The organism is Mycetocola sp. Y719, from assembly GCF_056713205.1.
Window position 1 is genome coordinate 66,455 of the sequence record NZ_JBWYGY010000004.1, and the last position, 24,172, is coordinate 90,626.

Annotated in this window: 23 protein-coding genes and 1 pseudogene; 17 read left to right on the forward strand and 7 right to left on the reverse strand. The window is 68.3% G+C overall.

Annotation, left to right across the window (positions count from 1 at the left end):
• Positions 1–34 precede the first annotated feature (34 nt).
• From AC1M0F_RS14780 to AC1M0F_RS14790, 3 genes are all read right to left on the reverse strand, one after another.
• Complete coding sequence (locus tag AC1M0F_RS14780; RefSeq protein ID WP_480239023.1) at positions 35–772, reverse strand: copper resistance CopC family protein; 738 nt, start codon at positions 770–772, stop codon at positions 35–37.
• A complete protein-coding gene (locus tag AC1M0F_RS14785) occupies positions 769–1,539 on the reverse strand; it encodes a YcnI family copper-binding membrane protein (protein ID WP_480239024.1) in 771 nt (256 codons plus the stop codon). The genes AC1M0F_RS14780 and AC1M0F_RS14785 overlap by 4 nt, the downstream gene beginning before the upstream one ends.
• Positions 1,540–1,636: 97 nt before the next feature.
• The gene (locus AC1M0F_RS14790) at positions 1,637–2,242 is read right to left on the reverse strand and encodes a hypothetical protein (RefSeq protein WP_480239025.1); all 606 of its coding nucleotides are present in this window, start codon (positions 2,240–2,242) and stop codon (positions 1,637–1,639) included.
• Positions 2,243–2,325: 83 nt separating this feature from the next.
• On the opposite strand from AC1M0F_RS14790, the gene AC1M0F_RS14795 reads away from it, so the two are divergent.
• From AC1M0F_RS14795 to AC1M0F_RS14830, 8 genes are all read left to right on the forward strand, one after another.
• Positions 2,326–3,258, forward strand: coding sequence for an EamA family transporter (locus AC1M0F_RS14795; protein ID WP_480239026.1), 933 nt, complete (start codon positions 2,326–2,328; stop codon positions 3,256–3,258).
• A gap of 87 nt (positions 3,259–3,345) precedes the next feature.
• The gene (locus AC1M0F_RS14800) at positions 3,346–3,666 is read left to right on the forward strand and encodes a GNAT family N-acetyltransferase (protein ID WP_480239027.1); all 321 of its coding nucleotides are present in this window, start codon (positions 3,346–3,348) and stop codon (positions 3,664–3,666) included.
• The gene (locus AC1M0F_RS14805) at positions 3,663–4,619 is read left to right on the forward strand and encodes a pirin family protein (RefSeq protein ID WP_480239028.1); all 957 of its coding nucleotides are present in this window, start codon (positions 3,663–3,665) and stop codon (positions 4,617–4,619) included. Before AC1M0F_RS14800 ends, AC1M0F_RS14805 begins: the two co-directional genes overlap by 4 nt.
• A 92-nt stretch (positions 4,620–4,711) precedes the next feature.
• Positions 4,712–5,311, forward strand: a complete 600-nt coding sequence (locus AC1M0F_RS14810) for an ECF transporter S component (protein ID WP_480239029.1) — start codon at positions 4,712–4,714, stop codon at positions 5,309–5,311.
• 52 nt (positions 5,312–5,363) lie between these two features.
• The gene (locus AC1M0F_RS14815) at positions 5,364–7,049 is read left to right on the forward strand and encodes an ABC transporter ATP-binding protein (RefSeq protein WP_480239030.1); all 1,686 of its coding nucleotides are present in this window, start codon (positions 5,364–5,366) and stop codon (positions 7,047–7,049) included.
• Positions 7,046–7,846, forward strand: coding sequence for an energy-coupling factor transporter transmembrane component T family protein (locus AC1M0F_RS14820; protein WP_480239031.1), 801 nt, complete (start codon positions 7,046–7,048; stop codon positions 7,844–7,846). Before AC1M0F_RS14815 ends, AC1M0F_RS14820 begins: the two co-directional genes overlap by 4 nt.
• A 187-nt stretch (positions 7,847–8,033) precedes the next feature.
• A complete protein-coding gene (locus AC1M0F_RS14825) occupies positions 8,034–9,131 on the forward strand; it encodes an Rv2578c family radical SAM protein (protein WP_480239032.1) in 1,098 nt (365 codons plus the stop codon).
• A 64-nt stretch (positions 9,132–9,195) separates the two neighbouring features.
• Positions 9,196–9,798, forward strand: coding sequence for an antibiotic biosynthesis monooxygenase (locus tag AC1M0F_RS14830; RefSeq protein WP_480239033.1), 603 nt, complete (start codon positions 9,196–9,198; stop codon positions 9,796–9,798).
• On the opposite strand, the gene AC1M0F_RS14835 is transcribed toward AC1M0F_RS14830, so the two are convergent.
• Together AC1M0F_RS14835 and AC1M0F_RS14840 are read right to left on the reverse strand one after the other, a co-directional pair.
• Positions 9,785–10,213, reverse strand: coding sequence for a GNAT family acetyltransferase (locus tag AC1M0F_RS14835; RefSeq protein ID WP_480239034.1), 429 nt, complete (start codon positions 10,211–10,213; stop codon positions 9,785–9,787). The genes AC1M0F_RS14830 and AC1M0F_RS14835 overlap by 14 nt on opposite strands.
• Before the next feature lie 77 nt (positions 10,214–10,290).
• Complete coding sequence (locus tag AC1M0F_RS14840) at positions 10,291–12,387, reverse strand: DEAD/DEAH box helicase (protein WP_480239035.1); 2,097 nt, start codon at positions 12,385–12,387, stop codon at positions 10,291–10,293.
• Between the two features lie 382 nt (positions 12,388–12,769).
• On the opposite strand from AC1M0F_RS14840, the gene AC1M0F_RS14845 reads away from it, so the two are divergent.
• The 4 genes and pseudogenes from AC1M0F_RS14845 to AC1M0F_RS14860 form a co-directional block, all read left to right on the forward strand.
• The gene (locus tag AC1M0F_RS14845; protein WP_480239036.1) at positions 12,770–13,039 is read left to right on the forward strand and encodes a GlsB/YeaQ/YmgE family stress response membrane protein; all 270 of its coding nucleotides are present in this window, start codon (positions 12,770–12,772) and stop codon (positions 13,037–13,039) included.
• Positions 13,040–13,208: 169 nt separating this feature from the next.
• Entirely contained in the window at positions 13,209–13,499 is a 291-nt protein-coding gene (locus AC1M0F_RS14850; protein ID WP_480239037.1) for a hypothetical protein, read from the forward strand.
• Positions 13,500–13,552: 53 nt separating this feature from the next.
• Entirely contained in the window at positions 13,553–14,053 is a 501-nt protein-coding gene (locus AC1M0F_RS14855; RefSeq protein ID WP_480239038.1) for a GNAT family N-acetyltransferase, read from the forward strand.
• Between the two features lie 120 nt (positions 14,054–14,173).
• A pseudogene (locus AC1M0F_RS14860) lies at positions 14,174–14,635 on the forward strand (DedA family protein); the annotation flags it as partial.
• 134 nt (positions 14,636–14,769) lie between these two features.
• Here the strand turns inward: AC1M0F_RS14860 and AC1M0F_RS14865 are convergent.
• On the reverse strand, positions 14,770–15,525 hold the full coding sequence (locus AC1M0F_RS14865) for an IclR family transcriptional regulator (RefSeq protein ID WP_480239160.1): 756 nt from the start codon (positions 15,523–15,525) through the stop codon (positions 14,770–14,772).
• A gap of 181 nt (positions 15,526–15,706) precedes the next feature.
• Between AC1M0F_RS14865 and hutH the strand changes: the two genes are divergently transcribed.
• Genes hutH through hutI form a run of 3 tightly spaced genes read left to right on the forward strand, consistent with a single transcriptional unit; the run spans position 15,707 to position 20,102 of the window.
• Entirely contained in the window at positions 15,707–17,278 is a 1,572-nt protein-coding gene (hutH, locus tag AC1M0F_RS14870; protein ID WP_480239039.1) for a histidine ammonia-lyase, read from the forward strand.
• Positions 17,279–17,280: 2 nt separating this feature from the next.
• Entirely contained in the window at positions 17,281–18,936 is a 1,656-nt protein-coding gene (hutU, locus tag AC1M0F_RS14875) for a urocanate hydratase (protein WP_480239040.1), read from the forward strand.
• A complete protein-coding gene (hutI, locus tag AC1M0F_RS14880) occupies positions 18,936–20,102 on the forward strand; it encodes an imidazolonepropionase (protein WP_480239041.1) in 1,167 nt (388 codons plus the stop codon). The genes hutU and hutI overlap by 1 nt, the downstream gene beginning before the upstream one ends.
• Before the next feature lie 95 nt (positions 20,103–20,197).
• Here hutI and AC1M0F_RS14885 read toward each other — a convergent pair whose 3' ends face one another.
• Positions 20,198–21,103 carry an arginase family protein gene (locus AC1M0F_RS14885; RefSeq protein WP_480239042.1) on the reverse strand — a complete coding sequence of 302 codons (906 nt, stop codon included), beginning with the start codon at positions 21,101–21,103 and terminating at the stop codon, positions 20,198–20,200.
• Positions 21,104–21,273: 170 nt separating this feature from the next.
• Between AC1M0F_RS14885 and AC1M0F_RS14890 the strand changes: the two genes are divergently transcribed.
• Together AC1M0F_RS14890 and AC1M0F_RS14895 are read left to right on the forward strand one after the other, a co-directional pair.
• A complete protein-coding gene (locus AC1M0F_RS14890; RefSeq protein ID WP_480239043.1) occupies positions 21,274–22,653 on the forward strand; it encodes an MFS transporter in 1,380 nt (459 codons plus the stop codon).
• Entirely contained in the window at positions 22,650–24,137 is a 1,488-nt protein-coding gene (locus AC1M0F_RS14895) for a pyridoxal phosphate-dependent decarboxylase family protein (protein ID WP_480239044.1), read from the forward strand. The genes AC1M0F_RS14890 and AC1M0F_RS14895 overlap by 4 nt, the downstream gene beginning before the upstream one ends.
• Positions 24,138–24,172: the final 35 nt, after the last annotated feature.

The window sequence follows — 24,172 nt, forward strand, 5'->3', positions numbered from 1 at the left end:
CCGGCGGGACGACTCGGCCGTCCCGCCGGGGTGATCAGGATCCGGCGGGCGGGTCGGTCGGGTCGGTGCCGGTCTGCTCGGTGCCGGTCTGTTCGGTGCCTGCCTGCCCCGTGCCGGCCTGCTCCGTTGACCGGCCCCGGGTACGGACGACGACGAGCACGATGACCGCGGCGAGAAGGAGCACGCCGAGCGCGGCCCCGATCCAGAGGATGTCGGATGCTGCTGCTGCGGTGTCCTCCTGGTCTGCCGACGGCGTCGTGGTGGCGGTGTCGGTGGGGACCACAGGTGCCGCGGTTTCCGGCGCCGGGGTCTCGGAAGCCGGAGGTGTCACGCCGCAGCTCGGGGCGTCTGCGAAACCCTCGCTGAGCCCCTGGCCGTCTGCCGGCTGCCAGGTGAACGTGAAGTCCCCGGTGATCGGGTGCCCGTCGGTGGAGACGACGCCCCAGTACACGGTGTATTCCCCGGCTTCGCCGAGTTCGGCCGGCATGGTCACGCTTGCGCCTTCGACGGTCGCGCACCCGTCACCGTAGTACAGCCCCGCCTCGCCAGGGCCACGCACCTGGATGAACGTGGTCGGGCTGTCCGCTCCCGAGTCGAGAAGAACATCACTCGTGGTGATCACGAAGGTGCCGACCTGCTCGGTGACGACGGACCCCGCAACGGGGTTGGAGGAGACGAGGGCGTTGTGCGCCTGGGCGGGCGCGAGGCCGAGCATCGCAACCATGGCGATGCCGGCGATGCCGCCGAGACCGATCAGTCGACGGAGTCTCATGAGTTCTGGCCTTTCGACGGGGTGACGGAAGCGGTACGACGCCGCGTGACGACGGCGAAGATGATCCCGGCCGCTCCGACGACCAGTCCGGCAAGGCCGAGGCCACGGGCGACGAGGTCAGGCTCCGACTGTACCGGGGCGGCCGCTTCGGTGCTGCTCGCGACCAGGTCGGCGCCTGTGACGGTGTCGACTGCGGCTTCGGCGGCGGTCACAGCGACGGTCGGCGCAGGGTGCTCGAGCTCGTGCGGGTCCTGTCCGTCCTCAGCGAGTTCGCTCCAGTCCGTCTCTCCGACCTCGCAGCTCTGCAGCACGGGGAAGGCGATCTCCGTGCCGTCCGCGTCCTCAGGCAGGGTGACCTGGAGGGTGAGGGTGTCGCGGTACCCGTCTGCAAGCGGCGTCTTCGCGGTGTAGACGACCTGCCCGACACGCTGGACGAGGGAATTGCCGTGGGCATCCGTGATCGGCTCGGCCAGGTCGACCATGATCTTCTCGACAGTCCAGTTGGGGTTGACGTTCGGAGTGACCGAGACGAAGTCCTCGGGGATGGTGAAGGTGAGTGCGGTTGTCGGCGACCCGTCGCAGCCGTGCCCGACGCCGAACGTCAGCTGGCTTGTCGACCCCGCTGCCGTGGTCGTGGGGGTGACGTTGACGTGGGCGATCGCAGCGAGCGGAGCGCCGACGGCCAGGGCGGCGCCGGCGAGGACGCCGACGGCGATCGGGACGGAACGGGTCGGGCGGAAGGCGGAACGGCGGGTGGTCTGAGACATGGAAAGTCCTTTAGCAGGTAAGAAAGAGTCGGACGGCCGGGCGCGCGAAAGGCAGCCCTGACCGGGGAACGCTGGATGCCGCTGGGAACGGGGCCGCTCAGGCGAAGCAGGCGACCGTGCGGCCCCCGGCCGGCGGACCACGCCTGCGCACCGACGACGCCAGCGAGGCGGTCGTCAGCGAGGGAATCGGGAGCCAGGCAGGCGCGGCGGATGCCGGGGCCATAACGGGCATGACCGTGAGTGCGCCGATGAGGGCGCGGATCGTCAGGAGAAGCGTGTCCGCGATGGCGAGGAATGCCCGCTCTCCGTGACGCAGCGCGAGGATGGTGACGAGCGCGGCCGCCGCGTGCCCCAGCCACATGCCGGAGCCGACGGAGCCGTGGACGTGAGCGGCGGCATCCGTCGTGAGGGTGACCATGCCATGGTGGCCATGCGATGAGGCGGCCGATCCGGCGGTGGCGGGCACGACGGTGAAGAGGGCGTGGAATCCGGCCTGGCTGATGATGACGGAGGCGGCGAGCCTGAGCTGCGTCACCCGGCCGGAGAAGGCGATGCAGACGAAGACCGCGAGAACGGATGCCGCGGCGAGCGCCATCACGCTGGGGGCCTGCGATGCGGCGACACCGTGGGAGAAAGCAGCGGCGAACGTGGACACGGCGGCGGCGAGTACCCCGCGTGTCACTCGTGCGTGCCTGGCCTGCATGGTCGTCTCCCTGTCGATTCAACTCTACTTCGGAGCCGACGGCTGTCCGGTTTCCTCCGTGACCCAGCACTACGCTCGACAGCATGCTCACGGCCATCATCGGACTCACCGGCGCGCTCATTTTCGGGGCGGCAGACTTCCTCGGCGGACTGGCCTCCAAGCGCATCAGCCCGATCCGCGTGACGGCCGTCGCCGCGGCATCCGGGCTCGCCGGTCTCCTGCTCGTGCTCGCCTTCGGCTTCGGGACCTGGTCGATGGAAGCCGCGCTGTGGGGAGCACTCTCCGGAGTGACCGGCGCCCTCGCCATCTCCCTCCTCTATGCCTGCCTCGCCATCGGGCCGATGAGCATCCTCTCGCCTCTCACAGCGGTTGTCTCGGCGATCGTTCCGATGACATGGGGACTTCTCGGAGGGGAACGCCTCGGCCTCGTCGGCTACCTTGCTCTCGGACTGGCTCTCGTCGCCGTGGTTCTCGTCGGGTTCGTTCCGGAGAAGGGCGCGGTGCGGCCGAGCCTCACGGGAATCCTGATGGCCGTTGGATCGGGAGCGATGATCGGCGCGTTCATGATCCTCATCGCCCAGACGCCGGACGACTCGGGCGTCGTCCCCCTCGTTCTGAACCGGGCCGTCAGCGCCACCCTCATGTTCACAACGGTCTTCGTGCTCTGGCTCGTCGGCCGGCACGCCGCCAGTACCCGCGTGAAGGAAACGGTCGAACAGGATGCTGCGCAGGTGCTGCACCAGGCGACTCCGCACGAAGCGGCACCGAGCACCACAGGGTGGCGGCCGGGGCTGACCCTCGCGATCGCCTGCGGACTCGTCGACGCTTTCGCGAACATGCTGCTGCTCATCGGCATCCGATTGGGTGACCTCAGCGTGATGAGTGTGCTGACCGCGATGTACCCTGCTGGCACGATCCTGCTCGCCGCCGTCGTTCTGAAGGAGCGGATCGCGCCCGTGCAGTGGGTCGGGCTCGCTCTCGCCCTCGTCGCAGCCGGGCTGCTGGCCGTGCCGTGATCGGGCCAGATCCATGCTCGCGAATAAAACAGGCCGGGCGTAGGTTGGCTTCAGATGAGGGTGATGATCGATGCGACGGGAGCGGGAATGACGGACAGCCAATCCGGTGAGGACGTGCGCATCGTGCGCAACGACGCAGCGTCGCGCTACGAGCTGTGGGTCGGTGAGACCCGCGCGGGCGTCGCGACCTACCGGGAGACCGACACCAGGGTGACCTTCATCCACACCATCGTCGATGAGGCGTTCGGCGGAAGGGGGCTCGGCAGCAGGCTTGCCGCGTTCGTGCTCCGCGACACCGTCGACCGCGGCAAGCGCATCGTCCCGCGCTGCCCGTTCATCAAGGAGTACCTGCGTTCTCACCACGAGTTCGACGAGTACGTCGACCTGCCGGCTCCGGTGTCCCCGTGACCAGGTGGGATGCGACCGTCACCGAGTCGACCAGTTCTCGGGTCGACCAGTCCGGTCCCACCGTCCGCCTGCTGGAGCCGCGGGAAGTGCCGCTCGGCGGTATCCGCGGCATCCTCGTCCACCGCTCCCTGCCCCAACGTGAACTGCCCATGGTGGGCGCGTGGTGCTTCCTCGACCGGTTCGACGACGAGGAGACCCGGATGCGGGTGCTCCCTCACCCTCACATCGGACTGCAGACCGTCACGTGGCCGATCGAGGGCGTGATCCGTCACCGCGACAGTGTCGCCTCCGACGTCGAGGTGAAGCCAGGGGAACTCAACATCATGACGAGCGGCTACGGCATCTCACACTCCGAGTTCTCGGTCGGTGAGGAGAACGGCCCCATGCGCGGGCTGCAGCTCTGGGTGGCCCTGCCACGCGAGATGGCCGCAATCGATCCGTTCTTCGAGCGGTACACCGAACTGCCTGTGTTCGAGACCGGCGGCCTCACGGCCACCGTGCTCGTCGGGCAGCTCGGCGGGATCGCGTCGGATGCCACCGTCTTCACCCCCCTCGTCGGTGCCGACGCCGTCCTCGACGCGGGAGCCACTGCGTCCCTCCCGCTCGAGTCGCACTTCGAATACGCCGTGATGGTTCTCAGCGGCACACTGAACGTCGCCGGGATGTCGCTCATCTCCGGCCCGCTCCTGTATCTGGGCACCGAACGCGAGGAACTCCGGATCTCGAGCGAAGACGGTGCCCGGTTCGTCCTGCTGGGAGGGGTGCCGTTCGGAGACGAGATCATCATGTGGTGGAACTTCGTCGGGCGCAGCCATGAGGAGATCGTGGCGGCCAGAGAGGACTGGGAACAGTCCGCGATCCGGTTCGGTCACGTCGACGGGCACGACGGCGAACGCATCCCCGCTCCGCCTCTTCCTTCGGTGCGCCTCACACCCAGGAAACGGTGGGTGTGAGCCGTCGGGCTCCGTTGTGAATTTAGGCTAGCCTCAGCTAAATTGGTACCCGGGTCAGCCTGAGACCCGACAGAACCCTAGTGAGAGTGCCCATGCGAAACAGCAGCACCCGGCTCCTGCTCACGTGCGCGGCCATCGGCGTCGGTGGCGGGCTCGTCTTCGTCGTGAGCGGATACATCCAGGGGCTCATGGCTGCGACGATCCCGATCCTCTACGGATCGCTGATCGGGGTGTACTTCCTTCCTGGGGTGATCGCGCAATCGCTGCTGCGCCGCGGAGGCGTCGCCCTGCTCACCGGGCTCTTCGCCGGCCTCGTGGCTGCGGCTTTCAGCCCGCAATGGTTCTTCCGCTACCTCGGTGCCGGCATCGCCATCGGGCTGCTCCAGGAACTGCCGTTCGTCGTCACCCGCTATCGGTACTGGAAGGCGTGGATCTTCTACCTCGCCGCCGCGATCGCCGGCCTCGTCTTCGGGCTCGGCGTCTTCGTCGCTGTGGGCCTCAGCCACTTCACCGGTTGGGCAAACCTCATCTACTTCAGCCTCTTCGTCCTGAGCCCGATCGCCGTGACCTGGCTCGGCCGCGTCATCGCTGACCGCCTCGACAAGACCGGAGTGGCCAGGGGCCTGCAGCACGAGATCGACAGACGCACCGGACGCACAGATTTCACGAATGTGCTGATGGTCGCGGCGTGAACCGCTGAGCGCCATGGGAGGACAGTCCGGCCTGCCGCTCAGCGTGCGCGCCGTGAGCATCAGGCACGACGACCGCACGACCAACACACCCGACGACGTGTCGTTCACGATCTCCCCTGGTGAGGTCGTTCTGCTCCTCGGTCCGTCGGGCTGCGGCAAGTCGACCCTCGCCCTCTCCGTGAACGGGCTGGTCCCTCACGCTGTGCCCGCCCACCTCAGCGGATCGGTGCTCACCGGGGGTGTCGACACGGCGGATGCCACGGTGGCACGACTGTCGCAGGAGGTCGCGATGGTCTTTCAGGACCCAGACGCCCAGATCGTCACCGGCACCGTTCTCGACGAGGTGTGCTTCGGGCCGGAGAACCTCGGTCTCGACGTCGAGACGATCCTCAGCCGGTCTGAAGCGGCGCTCCGTGCCGTCGGGCTCTGGGAGCGCCGCACCGAGAACCCCGACGTCCTGTCTGGCGGCGGCCGCCAGCGCCTGGGCATTGCCTGCGCCATCGCCATGGAGACCCCCCTGCTCGTCCTCGATGAGCCGACCGCCAACCTGGACCCGGCGGGCATCGATGAGGTCTACACCGTGCTGCGCGACCTCGTCGCCACTGGCGAGAACGCCATCCTCCTGATCGAGCACAACCTCGACGCGTCCATCGACCTCGTCGACCGGGTCGTCGTCCTCGACCGCAGCGGCCGGGTCGCCTTCGATGGACCGACCCGCGAGGTCCTCGCCGACCACGCCGAAGACGTGGCGCGGCTCGGTGTCTGGCTGCCCGTGGCCACGCTGGCGGCGCTGCGGCTCCGTCGTGCGGGCGTTGAACTTGCCCCTCTCCCATTGACCGGGGCCGAACTGGCCGCATCGCTCGACGGCATCCTGTCGCTTCCCTCCCCCGGCGTCTCACCGAAGCGGGACCGAGCGCGGACGGGATCCGGGATCCGGGTCAGCGGCCTCACGGTGTCCCGCGGCGGTCGCACACTGCTGCGCGACGTCTCACTCGACATCGATGGCGGCGACTTCCTCGCCGTGATCGGGACGAACGGCGCAGGGAAGACCACTCTCGTCCAGGCGATCGCCGGGGTGACCGCACCGCCGAAGGGACACGTTCGGATCGGCGACCTGGACGCGGCGACCGGAGACATCCGCGCCCTGGCCACGCACGTCGGATTCGTGTTCCAGAACCCGGAGCACCAGTTCATCGAGAACACAGTCTTCGACGAGCTGGCCCACGGCCTCCGCATCGGTCGCGAACGCGATCGCCCGACAGCGACGGAGATCGACGCCCTGGTGACAGCGATGCTCGACCGGTTCGGGCTGGAGGACCTGGGGCACGTGCACCCGTTCCTGCTCTCCGGCGGGCAGAAGCGCCGGCTCTCTGTAGGCACGGCGTTGATCGCCGGCGCCCCCGTCCTCGTGCTCGACGAACCGACCTTCGGCCAGGACCGGGAGCGGGCGGACGAACTCCTCGCCCTGCTCTCCGGGCTGAACCGGACCGGCACGACGATCGTTGCGGCCACTCACGACCTGCAGCTCGTCGCCGAACACTCCAGCCATGTCGCTGTGCTGTCGGACGGCGAGCTTCTCGCGTTCGGCCCGACGGCGACCATCCTCGCCGACACCGATCTCATCGAGCGAGCAGGACTGCGCCTGCCACCGCTGGCCAGGGCGATGCGACGCGTCACGGCGCACCCCGACTGGCGTTCGGTCACGCGTATCGCAGACCTTCCCGGTGGCGCTCCGTGACACCCGACCCATACGCCGCGATCGACGCGCCGCCCCGCTTCTTCCTTCACCGGTTGAATCCGCTGTCCAAGCTGGCCGCTCCGCTGCCGTTCATGGCGTATCTCCTCGTCGTGCGCGACATCTGGACCCCCCTGCTCTTCCTCGGCTTCGCCCTCGCGACGATCCTCATCGGCGCGCGGCTCAGTGCCCGATGGAGGGTGGCGCTTCTAGTCGGCCTTCCCGCCGTCGTCCTCGTCCTGTCGCTGAGCTTCGGCCTGTGGACTGATGCCTCGCGCGTCGACACGACGCCGCTGGTCTTCCAGGTCGGTGAGTACCGCTTCTTCCAGGGCGCGTGGCTGATCGGGCTGGCAACGGCCCTGCGGCTCGCGGCCGTCCTCGCTCTCGCGCTGATCCCCGGTCTGACGACGAACGGTCCGGATCTCGTGCGGTCGATGGTGCAGCACCTCCGCCTGCCGTACCGGGTCGGGTACACCGCTCTTGCCGCGTACCGGTTCGTTCCGCGGTTCCGGCATGACCTCGACCTGATCCGCCAGGCACACCGCGTGCGCGGGGTCGTCGGCGGACGCGGTCCTGTCGCCGGCATCCGCCGTTCATTCGGCTATGTGATCCCGCTGCTGGCCGGCGCGATCCGGCACGCCGAGCGGGTGTCGTTCGCGATGGACTCGCGGGCTTTCGGCGCACACGCCACCAGGACGGAACGCCATCTCGTGCCGCTCAGGGCTCGCGACGCCGTGTTCGTGGCCGCGTTCTGGGGAATCGGGATCCTTCTCCTGGTCGTCGCCGCCGGGCTCAGCTGACGCGTTTCACCGACGGATGCGAAAGGCCCCGCAGGATCTCGTGTGACATCCTGCGGGGCCCTTGTTCCTCGATGCGCTTCTTGAGAAAAAGGGTACGCCGACTCCGCCGAAATTCAAGGGGTCACGCTGTTGTCCACACCGGTCGTTTCCTACCGTCGATTCTTCGAATCTATGTTCTAATGAAGAGATGAGATGGGACGGGCAACAACTCGGCGCAGAGGAGCCGTCGGCTTTGCCGGGGCTCGCAAAACTCAACAACCTGGTGCGGAGCGTGCAGACGCCCGAGTTCGCCGGCGTGACGTTTCACGAGGTGCTCGCCAAGTCCGCGCTCAACCGCGTTCCACGTCAGTCGCAGATGCCGTTCGGCTGGACGATCAATCCGTACCGTGGATGCAGTCATGCGTGTGTCTACTGCTTCGCCCGACCGACCCACACGTACCTCGACTTCAACGCCGGTGCCGATTTCGACAACCAGGTAGTCGTGAAGATCAACGTGGCCGATGTTCTCGACACAGAGGTGTCGAAGCCGAGCTGGGGCAAATACCCGGTCGCGCTCGGCACCAACACCGACCCTTATCAGCGCGCGGAGGGCCGCTATGCCCTCATGCCAGGCATCATCGAGACGCTGGCGAGATCCGGCACGGCGCTGTCGATCCTCACGAAAGGCACGCTGCTCCGGCGCGACCTTCCGCTTCTCGCCGAGGTCGCGAAAACGGTCCCGGTCGATCTGGCCATGTCGATCGCCATCTATGACGATGAACTGCAGAAGTCGATCGAGCCTGGCACACCATCGGCGAAGGCCCGCCTCGCGACCGTCACGGGCGTGCGCGAGGCCGGGCTCGACTGCAGCGTCTTCCTCATGCCGATCCTGCCGTACCTGACTGACACGAAAGCGCACCTCGATGAGGCGCTCAGGCGGGTCGCGAACGCCGGCGGCACGAGCGTCCTATTCAGCTCGCTCTATCTGAAGCCCGGCGTGAAGCCGTGGTTCCTGCACTGGCTGGAGCGACAGCATCCGGAGCTGGTCCCGAAGTACCGTGACCTCTACGCGAAGGGGTCGTACGCACCGAAGGAGTATCGGAAGTGGCTCGCCGCACGCATTTCGCCGCTCATCCGCGCCCACGGGCTCGAGCGCGGGCGTGAGGACCCGTCGACAGGCGGCGTCCGATCGGCGGCGCTGGGGATGCTCCGTAACGACGCAGGTGAGCGCGTCGCGTTCGCGAGCGACGACGGGTCGACAGGTGCCACGATCCTGGCGGCGACGGAACAACCGATGTTGTTCTGAGATCGACAGCGGATCCGGTGCCGCCTGTTACGTCGCGGAAACAGAGCTGCGCTTGGCTGGGGTCATGGAACACCAACCAATCACCGTCTCGATCGAACGCCGGGTGAACCCCGAACGGATCGACGAGGCCACCACATGGGTCCAGTCCGGAATCCGGATGGCAGGGACATTCCCCGGATTCCTCGGCTCCGGCTGGGTGCGCGCCGGTGCGGCATCCGACACCTGGCACATGCTCTACCGGTTCACCGACGAGTCGACGCTCGACGCATGGGAGGGCTCATCGCAGCGTGTCGGCTGGCTCGACGAGGGTCGCGAGTTCATGGAACAGTCTCGGGTCGAGAAACGGACAGGGATCGAGGGCTGGTTCGACGCCCCATCGGGGCAACAGGCGGATAATGCCGGCCTTCCTGCAACGCCGCCTCGCTGGAAGCAGGCCGCGAGCATCTGGCTCGGCTTCTTCCCCGTCAACCTGGCGTTCACCCTGCTCGTCACGACCTTCGTTCCCGGCTGGGAGCAGCTCGGTGTGTTCTGGCACGTGCTCATCTCGACACTCACGCTCGCTCCGATCATGACGTTCTGGGTGCTCCCGTTCGTCACCCGTCTGATCAGGGGCTGGCTGTATGCCGGCCCGCAACGACTGGCTGTTCCCGAACTCAGTCCTCGATGAGGCGTTTGCCGAGGACGACCACGTCATCAGCGGTGTAGCCGAGCGAGTGATAGAACGCCACCACGTCGTCGTTCGTCGACCGCACCATGAGCATGATCTTGGGGCATCCGCGCTCCACCAGCAGGCGCTCGGCCTCGACCATGAGTGCCCGCCCGGCACCTGCTCCCCTGAGCCCGGGCTGCACGGCCAGGTAGTAGACCCAGCCGCGGTGGCCGTCGAAGCCGACCATGGCGGTTGCCGTCACCCCGGCATCCGTCTCCCCGACGAGGAACAGCTCCGGCTGGGTGGTCAGTTTCCTGTCGATGTCCGCGTACGGATCATTCCACGGCCGGGTGAGGCCACACTGATGCCAGAGCGCGACGACGGCTTCGGTGTCGTCGGTCTGGTCGTTCCTGGTGAACGGGCGAATGCGCATCCGTTCATTCTGGCGTTAACGACGAAGCGGCGGACCGGACCTGGAGGTCCGATCCGCCGCCTGGCGTTTCGCAGCTGTTATCGCGTGAGCTTCGCGTTGGTCATCCGACCGGCGAGCTCTTCGATGATCTCGTCACCGGGACGGGCGTTGACGTAGTCGGCTTCGATCTCGGCGCGGCCGAGGAGGTCGGTCATCCGGCGCTGGCGTGCCTTCGGGATGATCGTCACGACGGTTCCGACCTTGCCGGCCCGGCCGGTGCGGCCCGAACGGTGGAGGTAGGTCTTGTACTCGTCCGGCGCGTCTGCCTGGATGACCAGGGTGATGTCGTCGACGTGGATGCCACGGGCGGCGACGTCCGTCGCGACCAGCACGTTGACTCTCCCGGAGGTGAGCTGCGCGAGGTTGCGGGTACGGCGGGCCTGGTTGAGGTCACCATGAAGCGACACAGCGCGGATGCCTGCATCCTCCAGCTGGTCAGCGAGACGCTCGGCGTATGCACGGGTGCGCGAGAAGATCAGGGTCTTCTCGTTGCGGTTGGCGAGTTCCTCGATGAGGCGGTCCTTGTCGCGGTGCTCGACCACGAGGACGCGGTGGTCGATCGTCGCGGAGGCCTGGTCTTCACCGGCGACCTCGTGGACGGACGGCTTGGGCAGGAACTCCTTGACGAGCGAGGCAACACCCTTGTCGAGCGTGGCCGAGAAGAGCAGCTTCTGTCCGCCGGGGGCGGTCAGGCGCAGGATCCGCTGGACCGGCTCGAGGAAGCCGAGGTCGCACATGTGGTCGGCCTCGTCGAGGACCGTGACGGTGACCTCGGAGAGGTCGAGACGACCCTGCTCGATGAGGTCCTCGATGCGGCCGGGGGTTCCGACGATGATGTCGACGCCGCGCTGAAGCGCACCGACCTGGCGACCCTGCGGCACGCCGCCGTAGATCTGGGTGGTGAACAGGCCGACGCTGCGTGCGATCGGCTGCACGGTGCGGTCGATTTGCAGGGCGAGCTCACGGGTCGGCGCGAGGATGAGGGCACGGGGCTTGCGGCCCATGGCGCGCTTCTTGCCTCCGCCGTTCTCCATCAGCTTCTCGACGAGCGGGGCACCGAAGGCGATGGTCTTGCCTGAGCCGGTGCGGCCACGGCCGAGAACGTCGCGACCGGCGATGACGTCGGGGATGGTCGCTGCCTGGATCGGGAAGGGGCTCGCAGCTCCGAGCTCCGCGAGAGCGGCGACGATGTTGCCGCCGAGGCCGAGGTCGGAGAAGGTCACGCCTTCGACGTCGGTTGCCAGCGTGGCCTGGGCCTCGAGGCGCTCGAGCACGACGTCGTCCTCGGGCGTGAAGTTGCCCTTGGCGTCGCGGTTCGGGTAGAAGTTCTTCTCTGCTCCGGCGTCACGACGAGGACGGTCGTTGCCGAAGTCCTTGCGGGGACCGCGGTCGTCACGGTTGTACGAGCCGCGCTCGGGGCGGTCGCCGTACGAACGCTGCTGGCGGTCGTCGCGGTTGTACGCAGGACGCTCGGTCCGCTCGCCACGGTTGTATGCGGGACGCTCAGTCCGGTTCTCACCACGGTTGTACGCGGGACGCTCAGTCCGCTCGCCACGATTCTCACCGCGGTTATACGCAGGACGCTCGGTCCGGTTCTCACCACGGTTGTACGCAGGACGCTCAGTCCGCTCGCCACGATTCTCACCGCGGTTATAGGCAGGACGCTCGGTCCGGTTCTCACCACGGTTGTACGCGGGACGCTCAGTCCGGTTCTCACCACGGTTGTACGCGGGACGCTCGGTCCGGTTCTCACCACGGTTGTACGCGGGACGCTCAGTCCGCTCACCACGGTTCTCACCACGGTTGTACGCAGGACGCTCGTTGGTGCGGGGAGCCCGCTCGCCTCGGGTATACGTCGGGCGCTCGCTGCTGCGCGGCGCCTGGGCGTCACGGTCGTAGCGCTCGTCTCGAGGGGCGCGCTGTTCGCGCGGCTCGTCAGAGTGACGGCGGGCGGCACGCTCGTCGGCATTCCAGCGGGCCTTCTTGGGTGCGTCGCCATCGGCTGCGCGGTAGCCGCGGTGGCCGGGGCTGCGGCTCCCTGTGGTCGAGCCTGCCGGGCCGCCGCTCTTACGGGCGTAGCCGGGGTCGAAGTTCTTGGCGGGTCGCCCGCCGGCCGGTTTGTTGTTCTTGGGCATAGTACTTTCCGGGTTTGTGTTCATGCATGAATCGCAAGCGCGCGCAGCAGAAACTGCGGCATTCTCATACCCGAGCAGTCGATGGCCGGGACCGTTTCACATCGTGTGAGTACGAACGCGTGATCGCGTCGTACAACCGGCCCACCAGACTTACAAAACCCTTCCGCGGTACATCCCGCGGTGTCCAGAGCCGACCCCGCAACATTACCGGAATCATGGCGCCGTGTCACGCACGAATTCAATAAAGAGGCGTGTGATCACATATTCGCGGCAAATCCCCAGATAGCGCGTTCCTCGGAGTACTATTCGGTTACACCCGCCTAACCCGGCGGCGAACCCGAGTCCCGGGCTCGGGACGAACCGAACAAATGGAGGTGGAGCCTTGAGCTTCCTCGCGTTTCTTCTACTCGGTCTGATCGCTGGTGCGATCGCAAAGGCCATCCTTCCTGGAAAACAGGGCGGTGGCTGGTTCATCACGCTGCTTCTCGGCGTTGTTGGCGCACTCCTGGGCGGCTGGCTTGGCGGGCTGCTCTTCGGTGTCGACCTGCAGGAGTTCTGGAGCATCCAGACCTGGCTCGTCGCCATCGTGGGGTCCATCGTCGTCCTGCTCCTCTACGGATTGTTCACTCGTAACTCGCGCAAGGCCGCATAACCTCGGCTCGCGGATCTTCGGATGCCTCCTCGCCACCCGGCGGGGAGGCATCCGTCGTTGAGGCGGCCTCCCCTACATGTGAATGGCCTCCGAACCCCGGCGAGATGTTGAGATCGCCGACGAGGTGGGGAAGGGTGGGACACTTCTATTCGCCTACGGAAGGAAGAGCATGCTCACCCTCACCGAAAACGCAAGCACCATCGTCAAGACCATCACCGTGCAGACGACCGGCACGGAACAAGGCGGGCTCCGCATCACCAGCCCCGCAGCCGAAAGCGCAGACCTCTCGGTCGCCGTCGCCGGCGCTCCGGAACCGCAGGACGCCGTCGTCGAGGTCGCAGGCGCACGGGTGTTCCTCGAGGAGAACGCCGCAGCCGTTCTCGCAGACAAGATCCTCGACGCCGAAGTGGACGAGGCGGGCGCTGTCCGATTCGCGATCGGCGAGCAGACCCCCGCATAGAGAGTTAAACCTCTCGTAACCGCGGCGAAACAGATCCACGGTTGACTGGCGTCATGACAAGCGCACGCCAGACCGACACCAGTGAACCCGGCCTCGTGACGGTCTCCGTGGAGAGCCCACGCCAGGACGAGGTTCTCGCGCTTCTCAGCCTCGGCACGGCTTTCGCCCAATCGCTGTATCCCCCGGAGAGCAACTTCCTCCTGGATGTCGACGAACTCGAACGCCCTGGCGTCTCGGTCTACGTCGCCAGGGACCAGGGCGGTCACGCCATCGGCATGGCCGCCCTCGTCCCGTGGGGCATGGCGGTCACCGAACTCAAGCGGATGTTCGTCCATCCGGACGCTCGCGGTCGCGGAGTCGGTTCCCGCCTGCTCGACACGATGGAGTCGGATGCCAGGGCGGCCGGCCTCCGGCAGATCGTGCTCGAAACCGGCACGCTCCACGCGGCGGCCCAGGCACTCTACACGCGGTGCGGCTACTCGCCGATCCCGCAGTTCGGTCAGTACATCGGCGAGAAGCACAGCTACTGCATGGCCAAGATGCTCTCGCACTGACCGCCCGATGTCGTCCTCTGGTCTGACCCCGACGATACCTGCGGTGGACGCCAGGATGCCGCCCGTTCCCTAGCGTCGAGATCGTGCCGCAATTCTGCGTGCCGCGATCGAACGGACGCCATGGACTTCCTCTCCGACGCCCTGCTCGCCACGGTTACCTCGCCATGGGTCTACGCGGTCGTGTTCCTGGCGGTCGTCATCGACGGCTTCTTCCCGCCGGTCCCGAGCGAGACCGTCGTGGTCGCCGCCGCGGCCATCGCCGTGTCGGCGGGGTCGCCGAATCTGCTGCTGATCATCCTGGTCGCCGCTCTCGGCGCCGCACTGGGCGATAACATCGCCTACCTCATCGGGCGGAGCATCGGCATCGAGCGTTTCCGCTGGATGAGGCATCCGCGAACCGCGAGGGCATTCGGCGCCGCCGCAAGCGGCATCCGCCGTCGCCCGGCTGCGCTCATCCTGACCGCCAGGTACATCCCGGTCGGTCGGATCGCCGTCAACATGACCGCAGGGGCCACGAGCTTCCCACACCGCAGGTTCTTGCCGCTCACCGTTCTCGCCGGAGCGTCGTGGGCGGTCTATTCCGTCTCGATCGGGATGCTCGCCGGGCACTGGGTCAAGGACCAGCCGCTCCTCGGTGCGGCCATCGGCATCGTCATCGCGGTCGCCCTGGGTCTCGCCATCGATCGCGCGACGCAGGCCGTGTCCCGGCGGCGTTCTCAGGCACGCCCACGGATGCGCCGCGACAGCTCGCCGGCCGTGGACGAGACCTCGTCCACCAGGCCGGCCGGGGCCGTGCCCGTCGGGAACGTCACGGCCACTGCGGCCGCAGGCCAACCGACGTGGTCGGTGACGGCGACGGCGACGGATGCCATCCCCGTCGTGACTTCGCCATCCTCGGTGGCAAAGCCCCCTGACGTCACAGTGTCGAGCAGGACACGGAGTTCGCGGTAGCGCGCAGGACCGATGCCCGTGCGATCGACGAAAGCGGCTGCATCCGGGAACAGGGCACGTACCTGCTCCTTCGGCAGATGCGCCAGCATCGCCCGACCGGATGCCGTGAGGTGCGCCGGCAGCCGGACGCCGACGTCTGTGACGAGGTGCGGCCGACGCGGCGCTCGCTCTTCGACGATATACAACACGTCCCGGCCGTGCATGACCGCGAGGTGTGCACTCTCACCGACGCGGTCGACGAGGTCGGCGAGGAGGGGATGGCCGAGCCGGCTCAGCGGTTGCTGCCTCGCGAATCCGCCGGAGAGCTCGAATGCGGCGACGCCGAGCCCGTAGCGCCTCGCTTCGGGCAGGTGCATGACGAAGCCCCGTTCCTGGAGCACGGCGAGCAGGTGGTAGACGGTCGATCTCGGGAGCTCGAGTGCCGCGGCGATCGTCGCGGCGGCCACCGGCCCCCGCTGGGAGGCGAGATGCGTGAGTATCCGGAGCGTCGCATCGGCTGCGGGAACTTTGGAGTCGGCCATGCCTGCCTCTCGGGTGATGTTCACAACTGCGGAGATCGTCTCCGAATCGTCGTCGCGAGCGACCGCATGCACCGAATCGCGGAGATTCTCCGCGGTTCGGGACAGCGCCCTGTCTGGGATTCCGGACGGATCCGAGTGTACGGCCGTTGCCGTCCGGCTGTGCGGATGGTCGACTCGACCTATGAACACCACAGCTCCCCCTTCTGTCATCTCGGCGGGTGTCGTGACCGTCGGCCGTGCCGGCGTGACCTTCGACGACATCGTCGCCGTCGCCCGCTTCGACGCCCGGATCGAGCTCGACCCCACGGCATTGGACGAGGTTCGCGCGACCCGGCGGATCATCGACGACCTCGCCTCAGACACCGCGGGGCACTACGGCATCTCGACCGGTTTCGGCGCCCTCGCCACGACCTTCATCGACTCCGACCGGCGCAGCCAACTGCAGCAGAGCCTGATCCGCTCCCACGCCGCTGGTTCGGGCCCGGAGGTGGAGCGTGAAGTCGTCCGTGCACTGATGCTGCTGCGGCTCTCCACCCTGATGACCGGGCGCACAGGGGTCCGTTCTCAGACCGCCGAGGCCTACGCCAGGATGCTCGACGCCGGGATCACCCCCATCGTGCGCGAGTACGGGTCGCTCGGCTGCTCGGGCGACCTCGCACCGCTCGCGCACTGCGCCCTCGCCGTCATGGGGGAAGGCGACGTTCGCGATGCGACGGGCGCTGCGCTGCCGGCTGCGGACGCCCTCCGCGCGGCCGGTCTCGAACCCGTCCACCTCGCCGAGAAGGAGGGCCTCGCCCTCATCAACGGCACAGACGGGATGCTCGGGATGCTCGTCCTCGCGTTGACCGACCTGCGGATGCTCCTCGCGACGGCTGATGTCGCCGCAGCCATGAGCGTCGAAGCGCTCCTCGGGACGGATGCCGTCTTCGCGGCCGACCTCCATGCCCTGCGTCCGCAGCTGGGCCAGGCCGACTCCGCCGCCAACCTGCGGGCCCTCCTGTCGGGTTCCGCCATCACCGCGTCGCACGCCGGCCCCGAGTGCACGTCGGTCCAGGACGCCTACTCGCTCCGGTGCAGCCCACAGGTGCACGGCGCAGCGCGCGACACCGCCGACCATGCCGGCCGCGTGGCAGGCCGGGAACTGGCGAGCGCCATCGACAATCCCGTCGTCACCATCGACGGTCGCGTCGAGTCGAACGGAAACTTCCACGGTGCACCGATCGGGTATGTGCTCGACTTCCTGGCGATCGCCGCCGCCGACGTCGCCTCGATGTCCGAACGTCGGACGGACCGGCATCTCGACGTCTCACGCAACAAGGGGCTCCCCCCGTTCCTCGCCTCAGAGGTCGGCGTCGACTCGGGTCTGATGATCGCCCAGTACACGGCGGCCGGAATCGTGTCCGAGCTGAAGCGCCTCGCCGCGCCCGCGTCGGTCGACTCCATTCCGTCCTCCGCCATGCAGGAGGACCACGTGTCGATGGGCTGGGCCGCTGCGCGCAAACTGCGGAAGTCCATCGACGGGCTCGCGCGCGTGCTCGGCATCGAGATCCTCACCGCCGCGCGGTCTCTCGACCTGCGCGCCCCTCTGCGGCCCGCTCCGGCCACTGGCGCAGTGCATGCTCTCGTGCGCACCGTCGCGGACGGCCCAGGCCCAGACCGGTACCTCTCGCCAGAGATCGAGGCCGTGTACGAACTCGTGCGCTCCGGCGCGATCGCGGATGCCGCGGCATCCGTCACGAAAGGACTGAACTGACCATGAGCGAGCCACGCCCCGTCCGTGCCGCCCGCGGCACCACCCTCACTGCGAAGAGCTGGCAGACCGAGGGCCCCCTGCGCATGCTCATGAACAACCTCGACCCCGACGTGGCCGAACGCCCGGACGACCTCGTCGTGTACGGCGGCACGGGCAAGGCGGCGCGCAACTGGGAGTCGTTCGACGCCATCGTGCGCACCCTCGAGTCGCTCGAGTCTGACGAGACCCTCCTCGTGCAGTCCGGAAAACCGGTCGGGGTGTTCCGCACCCACGAATGGGCTCCCCGGGTGCTCATCGCCAACTCGAACCTCGTCGGAGACTGGGCCACCTGGCCCGAATTCCGCCGGCTCGAGTCGCTCGGGCTCACCATGTACGGGCAGATGACCGCCGGCTCGTGGATCTACATCGGCACGCAGGGCATCCTGCAGGGGACCTACGAGACGTTTGCGGCCGTGGCGGCGAAGCGGTTCGGCGGGACCCTCGCCGGAACGCTCACCCTCACCGGTGGCGCAGGCGGAATGGGCGGAGCCCAGCCGCTCGCCGTGACGATGAACGACGGCGTCGTGCTCATTGTCGACGTCGACGCCACGCGGTTGCAGCGCCGCGTCGACCACGGGTACCTCGACGAGCTCTCCCCCTCGCTCGACGCCGCGCTCGAGAGGGTGCTCGCCGCGAAGGCCGACAGGCGGGCGTTGTCCGTCGGCGTCGTCGGCAATGCGGCGACGGTGTTCGCCGACCTGCTCGCGCGAGGCGTCGCCATCGACATCGTCACAGACCAGACCAGCGCACACGATCCACTCTCTTATCTGCCGGAGGGCGTGTCCGTCGATGACTGGCACGAGCTCGCGAGGCTGGACCCGGAGGGGTTCACACATCGTGCTCGCGCGTCGATGGCGAAGCAGGTGGATGCCATGGTCGGCTTCCAGGACGCCGGTGCCGAGGTCTTCGACTATGGCAACTCCATCCGCGCCGAGGCGCAGCTCGGCGGCTGCGAGCGGGCCTTCGACTTCCCCGGTTTCGTGCCTGCATACATCCGCCCCCTGTTCGCCGAGGGCAAGGGGCCGTTCCGGTGGGCAGCACTCTCCGGAGACCCGGCCGACATCGCGGCGACCGATCGCGCGATCCTCGAACTGTTCCCCGATGACGAGCACCTGCACCGGTGGATCACCAAAGCACAGGACAAGGTGCAGTTCGAGGGGCTGCCGGCCCGGATCTGCTGGCTCGGCTACCAGGAACGGCACCTGGCAGGCCTGAGGTTCAACGAGATGGTCGCGTCTGGCGAACTCAGTGCACCCCTCGTGATCGGCCGCGACCACCTCGACTCCGGATCGGTTGCCTCCCCGTACCGCGAGACGGAGGGCATGGCTGACGGATCGGATGCCATCGCCGACTGGCCCCTGCTGAATGCGCTGCTCAATACCGCCTCAGGGGCCACCTGGGTGTCGATCCACCACGGAGGCGGCGTCGGCATCGGCCGTTCGATCCACGCCGGGCAGGTGATCGTCGCCGACGGCACCCCGCTCGCCGCCGAGAAGATCGCCCGCGTGCTCGTCAACGACCCGGGCACAGGGGTCATGCGCCACGTCGACGCCGGATACGACCGTGCGGCCGAGGTCGCCCGCGAACGCGGCCTGCGTGTGCCGATGCTGGAATCCTGATGTCCCACCTGATCACGAACATCGGCCAGCTCGTCACCAACGACCCAACCCGTGACACACTGCTCGGCATCGTGGACGACGCGGCCGTCGTGATCGACAACGGTCGCATCGCGTGGGTGGGACGAGCCGCACAGGCACCCGCAGCAGACAGCGCGACGGATGCCGGCGGCTCCGCCGTACTCCCCGGTTACGTCGACAGCCACTCCCACCTCGTGTTCGGCGGCGACCGGGCGGCCGAATTCGAGTCCAGGATGACCGGCCGGCCGTACTCGGCCGGCGGCATCCGCAGCACGGTGGGCGCGACGAGGACGGCAACGGACAACGAACTCCGGTCCCGCCTGGCCGGTTTCATCGACGAGCTGCTCGCACAGGGCACGACGACGGTGGAGATCAAGAGCGGTTACGGGCTCAGCGTCGCCGATGAGGAACGCCTCGTCCGGCTCGCCGCCGAGGTGACGCCTGAGGTGACTTTCCTCGGCGCCCATGTCGTGCCGGCGGAGTTCAGCGGCAGGGGCGACGACTACGTCGACCTCGTCACGGGCGCCATGCTCGACGCGTGTCTTCCTCATGCGCGCTGGGTGGACGTGTTCTGTGAGACCGGCGCGTTCACCGTCGAACAGTCGCGGCGCGTCCTCGAGGCGGGAGCGGCACGCGGGCTCGGCATCCGTCTCCACGCGAACCAGCTCGGAGCGGGCGACGGTGTTCGGCTGGCCGTCGAGCTCGGGGCGGCGAGCGTCGATCACTGCACCGTGCTCAGCGACGACGACGTGGCCGCACTCGCGGCATCCGACACCGTCTGCACCCTCCTGCCGGGAGTCGAATTCTCGACCAGGCAGCCGTATCCGGATGCTCGGCGACTGATCGACGCCGGCGTCACCGTTGCCCTGGCCAGCGACTGCAACCCGGGGTCGAGCTTCACCTCGTCGATGGCGTTCTGCATCGCCGTCGCCGTGCGCGACATGGGGATGACACCTGCGGAGGCCGTATGGGCTGCGACGGCCGGAGGGGCAGCAGCGCTACGGCGCACCGACGTCGGCCGGATCGTCGCCGGCGCGCGGGCCGATCTTCTCCAGCTGCGCGCCCCAGGCATCGTGCACCTCGCGTACCGGCCCGGTGTCCCGCTCGTCGACCGGGTGTGGAAGGACGGCGCGCTCGTCGTCGGCTGAGCGGTGCAACAGGCAGGGCCGACGACTCGCGCGGGCGGTTCGGCCCCGCGCGGGTGAAAAAACACCCGCGCGACGCCGGAAGACCCGCGCGGCGGTCAGCGCGACGCGAGGCCGGCAGCGACCTCGAGCACACAGAGCGCGGCAAGGCGCACGGTGCGCCCGTCAGGGGCGTCTGTGAGCGCGTCGATCTCGGTGATGTCCACCGAACGGACCCGGCGGTCGGACCCTGCGGCCCGCGCCGCTGCCCGCAACTCGTGGGCGGCGATCCCGCCGGGGACGGACGCAGGGCACGCCGGCGCGACAGAGCGATCGCACACGTCGACGTCAAGGTCGACGTGGATCGGGCCTCCGTCAGCCCCCGCGATCTCGAACGCCTCAGCCATGACGTCCGCCATCGGCCTGGCGTGGAGGGCGTCGCGCGGGATCACGGTGATCCCGAGTTCCCGCGCACGTTCGGTGTAGCCCTTCGAGTTGGCGAAGTCCGCGATCCCGATCTGAACGATGCGGCGTCCGTCGAGTCCTGCCTCCACGAGGCGGCGCACCGGGGAACCGTTCGAGATACCGTCCCTGAGGTCGTGGTGGGCGTCGAGGGTGACCAGCCCGGCCTGTGGAAGCTCGCTGCCCCACGCGCCGAGCGCAGCAGGCACCGTCGCGGCGTTGTCTCCACCCAGCGCGACGGTCACTCTCGAGCGCCGAACGGCATCCGCCATGAGCGCTTTGGCGACCGGTTCGCCGTCTGGCCCGTCCGGTTCGACGGCGTCGCCGAAATCGGCGAAGACGAGGTCGTCGAGGTTGCGGCCGTCGAGGGAGGCCGCGAACGGTGCGAACCGTCGAAGCGCCGTCCGCACCGCTGCGGGCGTGGCATGTGCCGACGTCGGCGAGAGCGACGTGCGCCAGGTGGGGATGCCGACGAGAGCGAGGTCGATCGGCCCGGCGACGTCCGATGGCCAGTCCCCTGCGCGGGGCCAGAGCGGATCCTGGGCGAGCGGGGATGTCGACATGGGGGAACGTTAGCAAGCGCGCTGCCAGGAGCGACAGCATCCGGTCGCCGAACCGTCTGCGATCCCGGACACAGCTGGCGGGCCACAGGCTGGAAACCCGGACAGAAACGACGCGGACCTGCCGATCGAATGCTGTGCCGCGCGTGATCCGAGGCTCTATGCTCGCGACCATGGATGCAACGGTGCGGTCGGTGGATCGAAGGACCCTCGTCAGATACGCGATCGGTTCGTTGGGGACGGGCGGCTTCGCCACGCTGCCGGGGCTCGTTCTCGTCTACTACCTCACCGACACCCTCGGGATCGCGGCACTCGCGGCCGGACTCCTGGTCACCCTGGCGAAGATCTGGGATGTGATCATCGACCCGGTCATCGGCAGCCGCAGCGACCACAGTCTTGCGACGACCGGCTCCAGGCGACGGTTCATGCTGATCGGCGGGTTGACGCTACCCGTGTTCTTCGTGCTGACCTTCGCGGTGCCGCCTGCACTGCACTCGTGGGGCTCGGGCGCCTGGGTGCTTCTCGCGTTCCTCGCCTGCGCGACCGCGTTCAGCCTGTTCCAGGTGCCGTACATCGCCCTGCCCGCTGAGCTCACCGCAGGTTACAACGACAGGACCAGGCTGCTCACCTGGCGGGTCGTCGTGCTCACGCTCGCCATCCTGCTGTTCGGTGCAGGCGGGCCGCTGCTGCGCGGCCTCGCAGATGACCCCAGACTCGGCTATCTGCTGATGGCGGTCGTGGCTGGCCTCGTCATCGGAGCAGGGATGCTCGTCTCAGCAACCATCGCCCCGCGAGACAAGCCGATCGCCCGGCGAGCGCCCGCCGCCTCCCCCGCAGCAGGCTACCGGGCTGGCCTCAGCGTCCTCAGGCGCAGTGCGCCGTTCCGGGCGCTCCTCCTCACCTTCCTGTTGCAGGGACTCGCCACAGGAATGATGCTCGCTGGTGCCCAGTACGTGGCGACCTGGGTGCTGCGGTCGGAAGGTGCGGTCACCTTGCTGTTCCTCGCCCTCATCGCCCCGGCACTCGTGCTCGCTCCGGCCTGGGGACGCTTCGCCGGGCGGGTCGGCAAGGAACGCGCGTTCCTTCTCGCCAGCGTCATGTTCGCGGTCGCTGCACTCTCCCTGCTCGGCCTTCTCTGGGTTCCCGGTGCCTGGGTGTACGTGCCAGTCGCCATCGCCGGCGGAGCGTACGCCGGAATGCAGGCACTCCCCATGGCCATGCTGCCCGACGTCATCTCGCACGACGCCCGCACGAACGGCGAGGGTCACGCGGGGATATTCGGCGGGGTGTGGACGGCGGGAGAGACCACAGGGATGGCGCTCGGTGCGACAGCCCTCACGGTGGTCCTGGCCCTGACCGGCTATACGGAACGCATCGCAGGCCAGACCGTCGAACAGTCACCGATCGCCGTCGCCGGCATCGTCCTCAGCTTCAGCGTCGTCCCCGCCGTGCTCATGATCGTGAGCCTCTTCACCCTCCGGGGCTACCACCTCAGGAAGGTCGACATCGACATCCCCCGCCAGCCAGGCATCAACCGGAAGGCCACCGCGTGACATCCGCCCTCACCGACACATCCCGCGACATCCTCGGCCGGTTGTCGGCCCTGCGGCAGGCGGATGCCCCCACGCACGGCGGCCGAGTGCTGTCCTACGTGTACGACTCCGGACTGGCGGAGCTCGATGAACTCGCCGCCGAAGCGATCCGCATCATGCAGCCCGTCAACGGTCTCGACCCGACGACCTTCCCGTCCGTGGCCGCGATGGAACGCGACATCGTCCGTTTCGCCCGTCGGATGCTGCACGGCGACGACGACGTGGTCGGCACCGTGACCTCCGGTGGCACCGAGAGCTGCCTGCTCGCCGTGAAGACGGCTCGGGATGTCTGGCGCTCGGCCGGCGGGACCGGCACGCCGCGCATGGTCGCACCTGTCACGGTTCACGCTGCGTTCTCGAAGGCTGCCCACTACTTCGGTGTCGAGCTCGATCTCGTTCCCGTCGACGCGGACGGACAGGTCGACGCAGGACTCATGACAGAGCGCTTCGCCGCAGACGTGGCCCTCGTCGTGGTCTCCGCTCCCGCGTATCCGCACGCGTCCCTCGACCCGGTGGCGGCAGTCGCAGCCGCGGCATCCGAAGCTGGAATCGCCTGTCACGTGGATGCCTGCATCGGCGGGTGGGTGCTTCCGTGGTGGGGTCCTCTTGGGCCATGGGACTTCGCCGTGCCCGGTGTGACGAGCATCTCGGCCGACCTGCACAAGTTCGGCTACGCGCCGAAGGGAGCATCCGTGCTCCTCCAGCGCGGCCGCGACCGCCAGCGTTCCCAGTACTTCGCCACCCGCCGCTGGCCCGGATACCCGGTAGTGAACGCCACCATGCTCGGCTCGAAGTCTGCCGGAGCGCTTGCCGCTGCATGGGCGATCGTCGAACGGCTGGGCGAGTCAGGGTTCGCCGAGCTCGCCGCATCCTGTCGGCGGTCGACGGATGCCGTCGTCGCAGCGATCGGCGCCATCGACGGACTCCGTGTGGTCGGCGACCCGGTCGGACCGCTGTGCGCCGTCGCGACGGACGATTCGGTACCGGCCGAGCGCCGCGTCGACCCGCACCACTGGGCGGACCGGGTGCGCGGGCACGGCTGGCTGCTGCAGATGCAGCCGGGCCTCGCGCAGCAGGACGGAGTGCCGCTGCCGCACACCACCCACCTCACGATCACGCCGGTCACCGAGTCCGTGCTCCCTGCGCTGCTCGCCGCCCTCGAGGCGGGTGCAGATGAGGTCCGCGGGGTTCCGGCCGCAACAGCCACCCAGGTCGTCGCCGCGCTCCCCGGCGGGTTCGCGGAAGCGGTCTCCGGGCTCGCTGACCGCACCGATCCGCTCACGTCCGCTGAGGCATCCGCCCTGCTGGCCGGGCTCGGGATCGGCTCCGGAGGATCGGTGCTGCCCGAGCAGATGGCTCCGCTGCTCGCGCTGATCGAGTCGCTGCCCGCTCCGCTGACCGAGCGCCTGTTGATCGAGCTGCTGGCCGGGCTCGTCGACCCGTAGCCGTCACGTACTCACCTGTTCCGGACGCACTCACC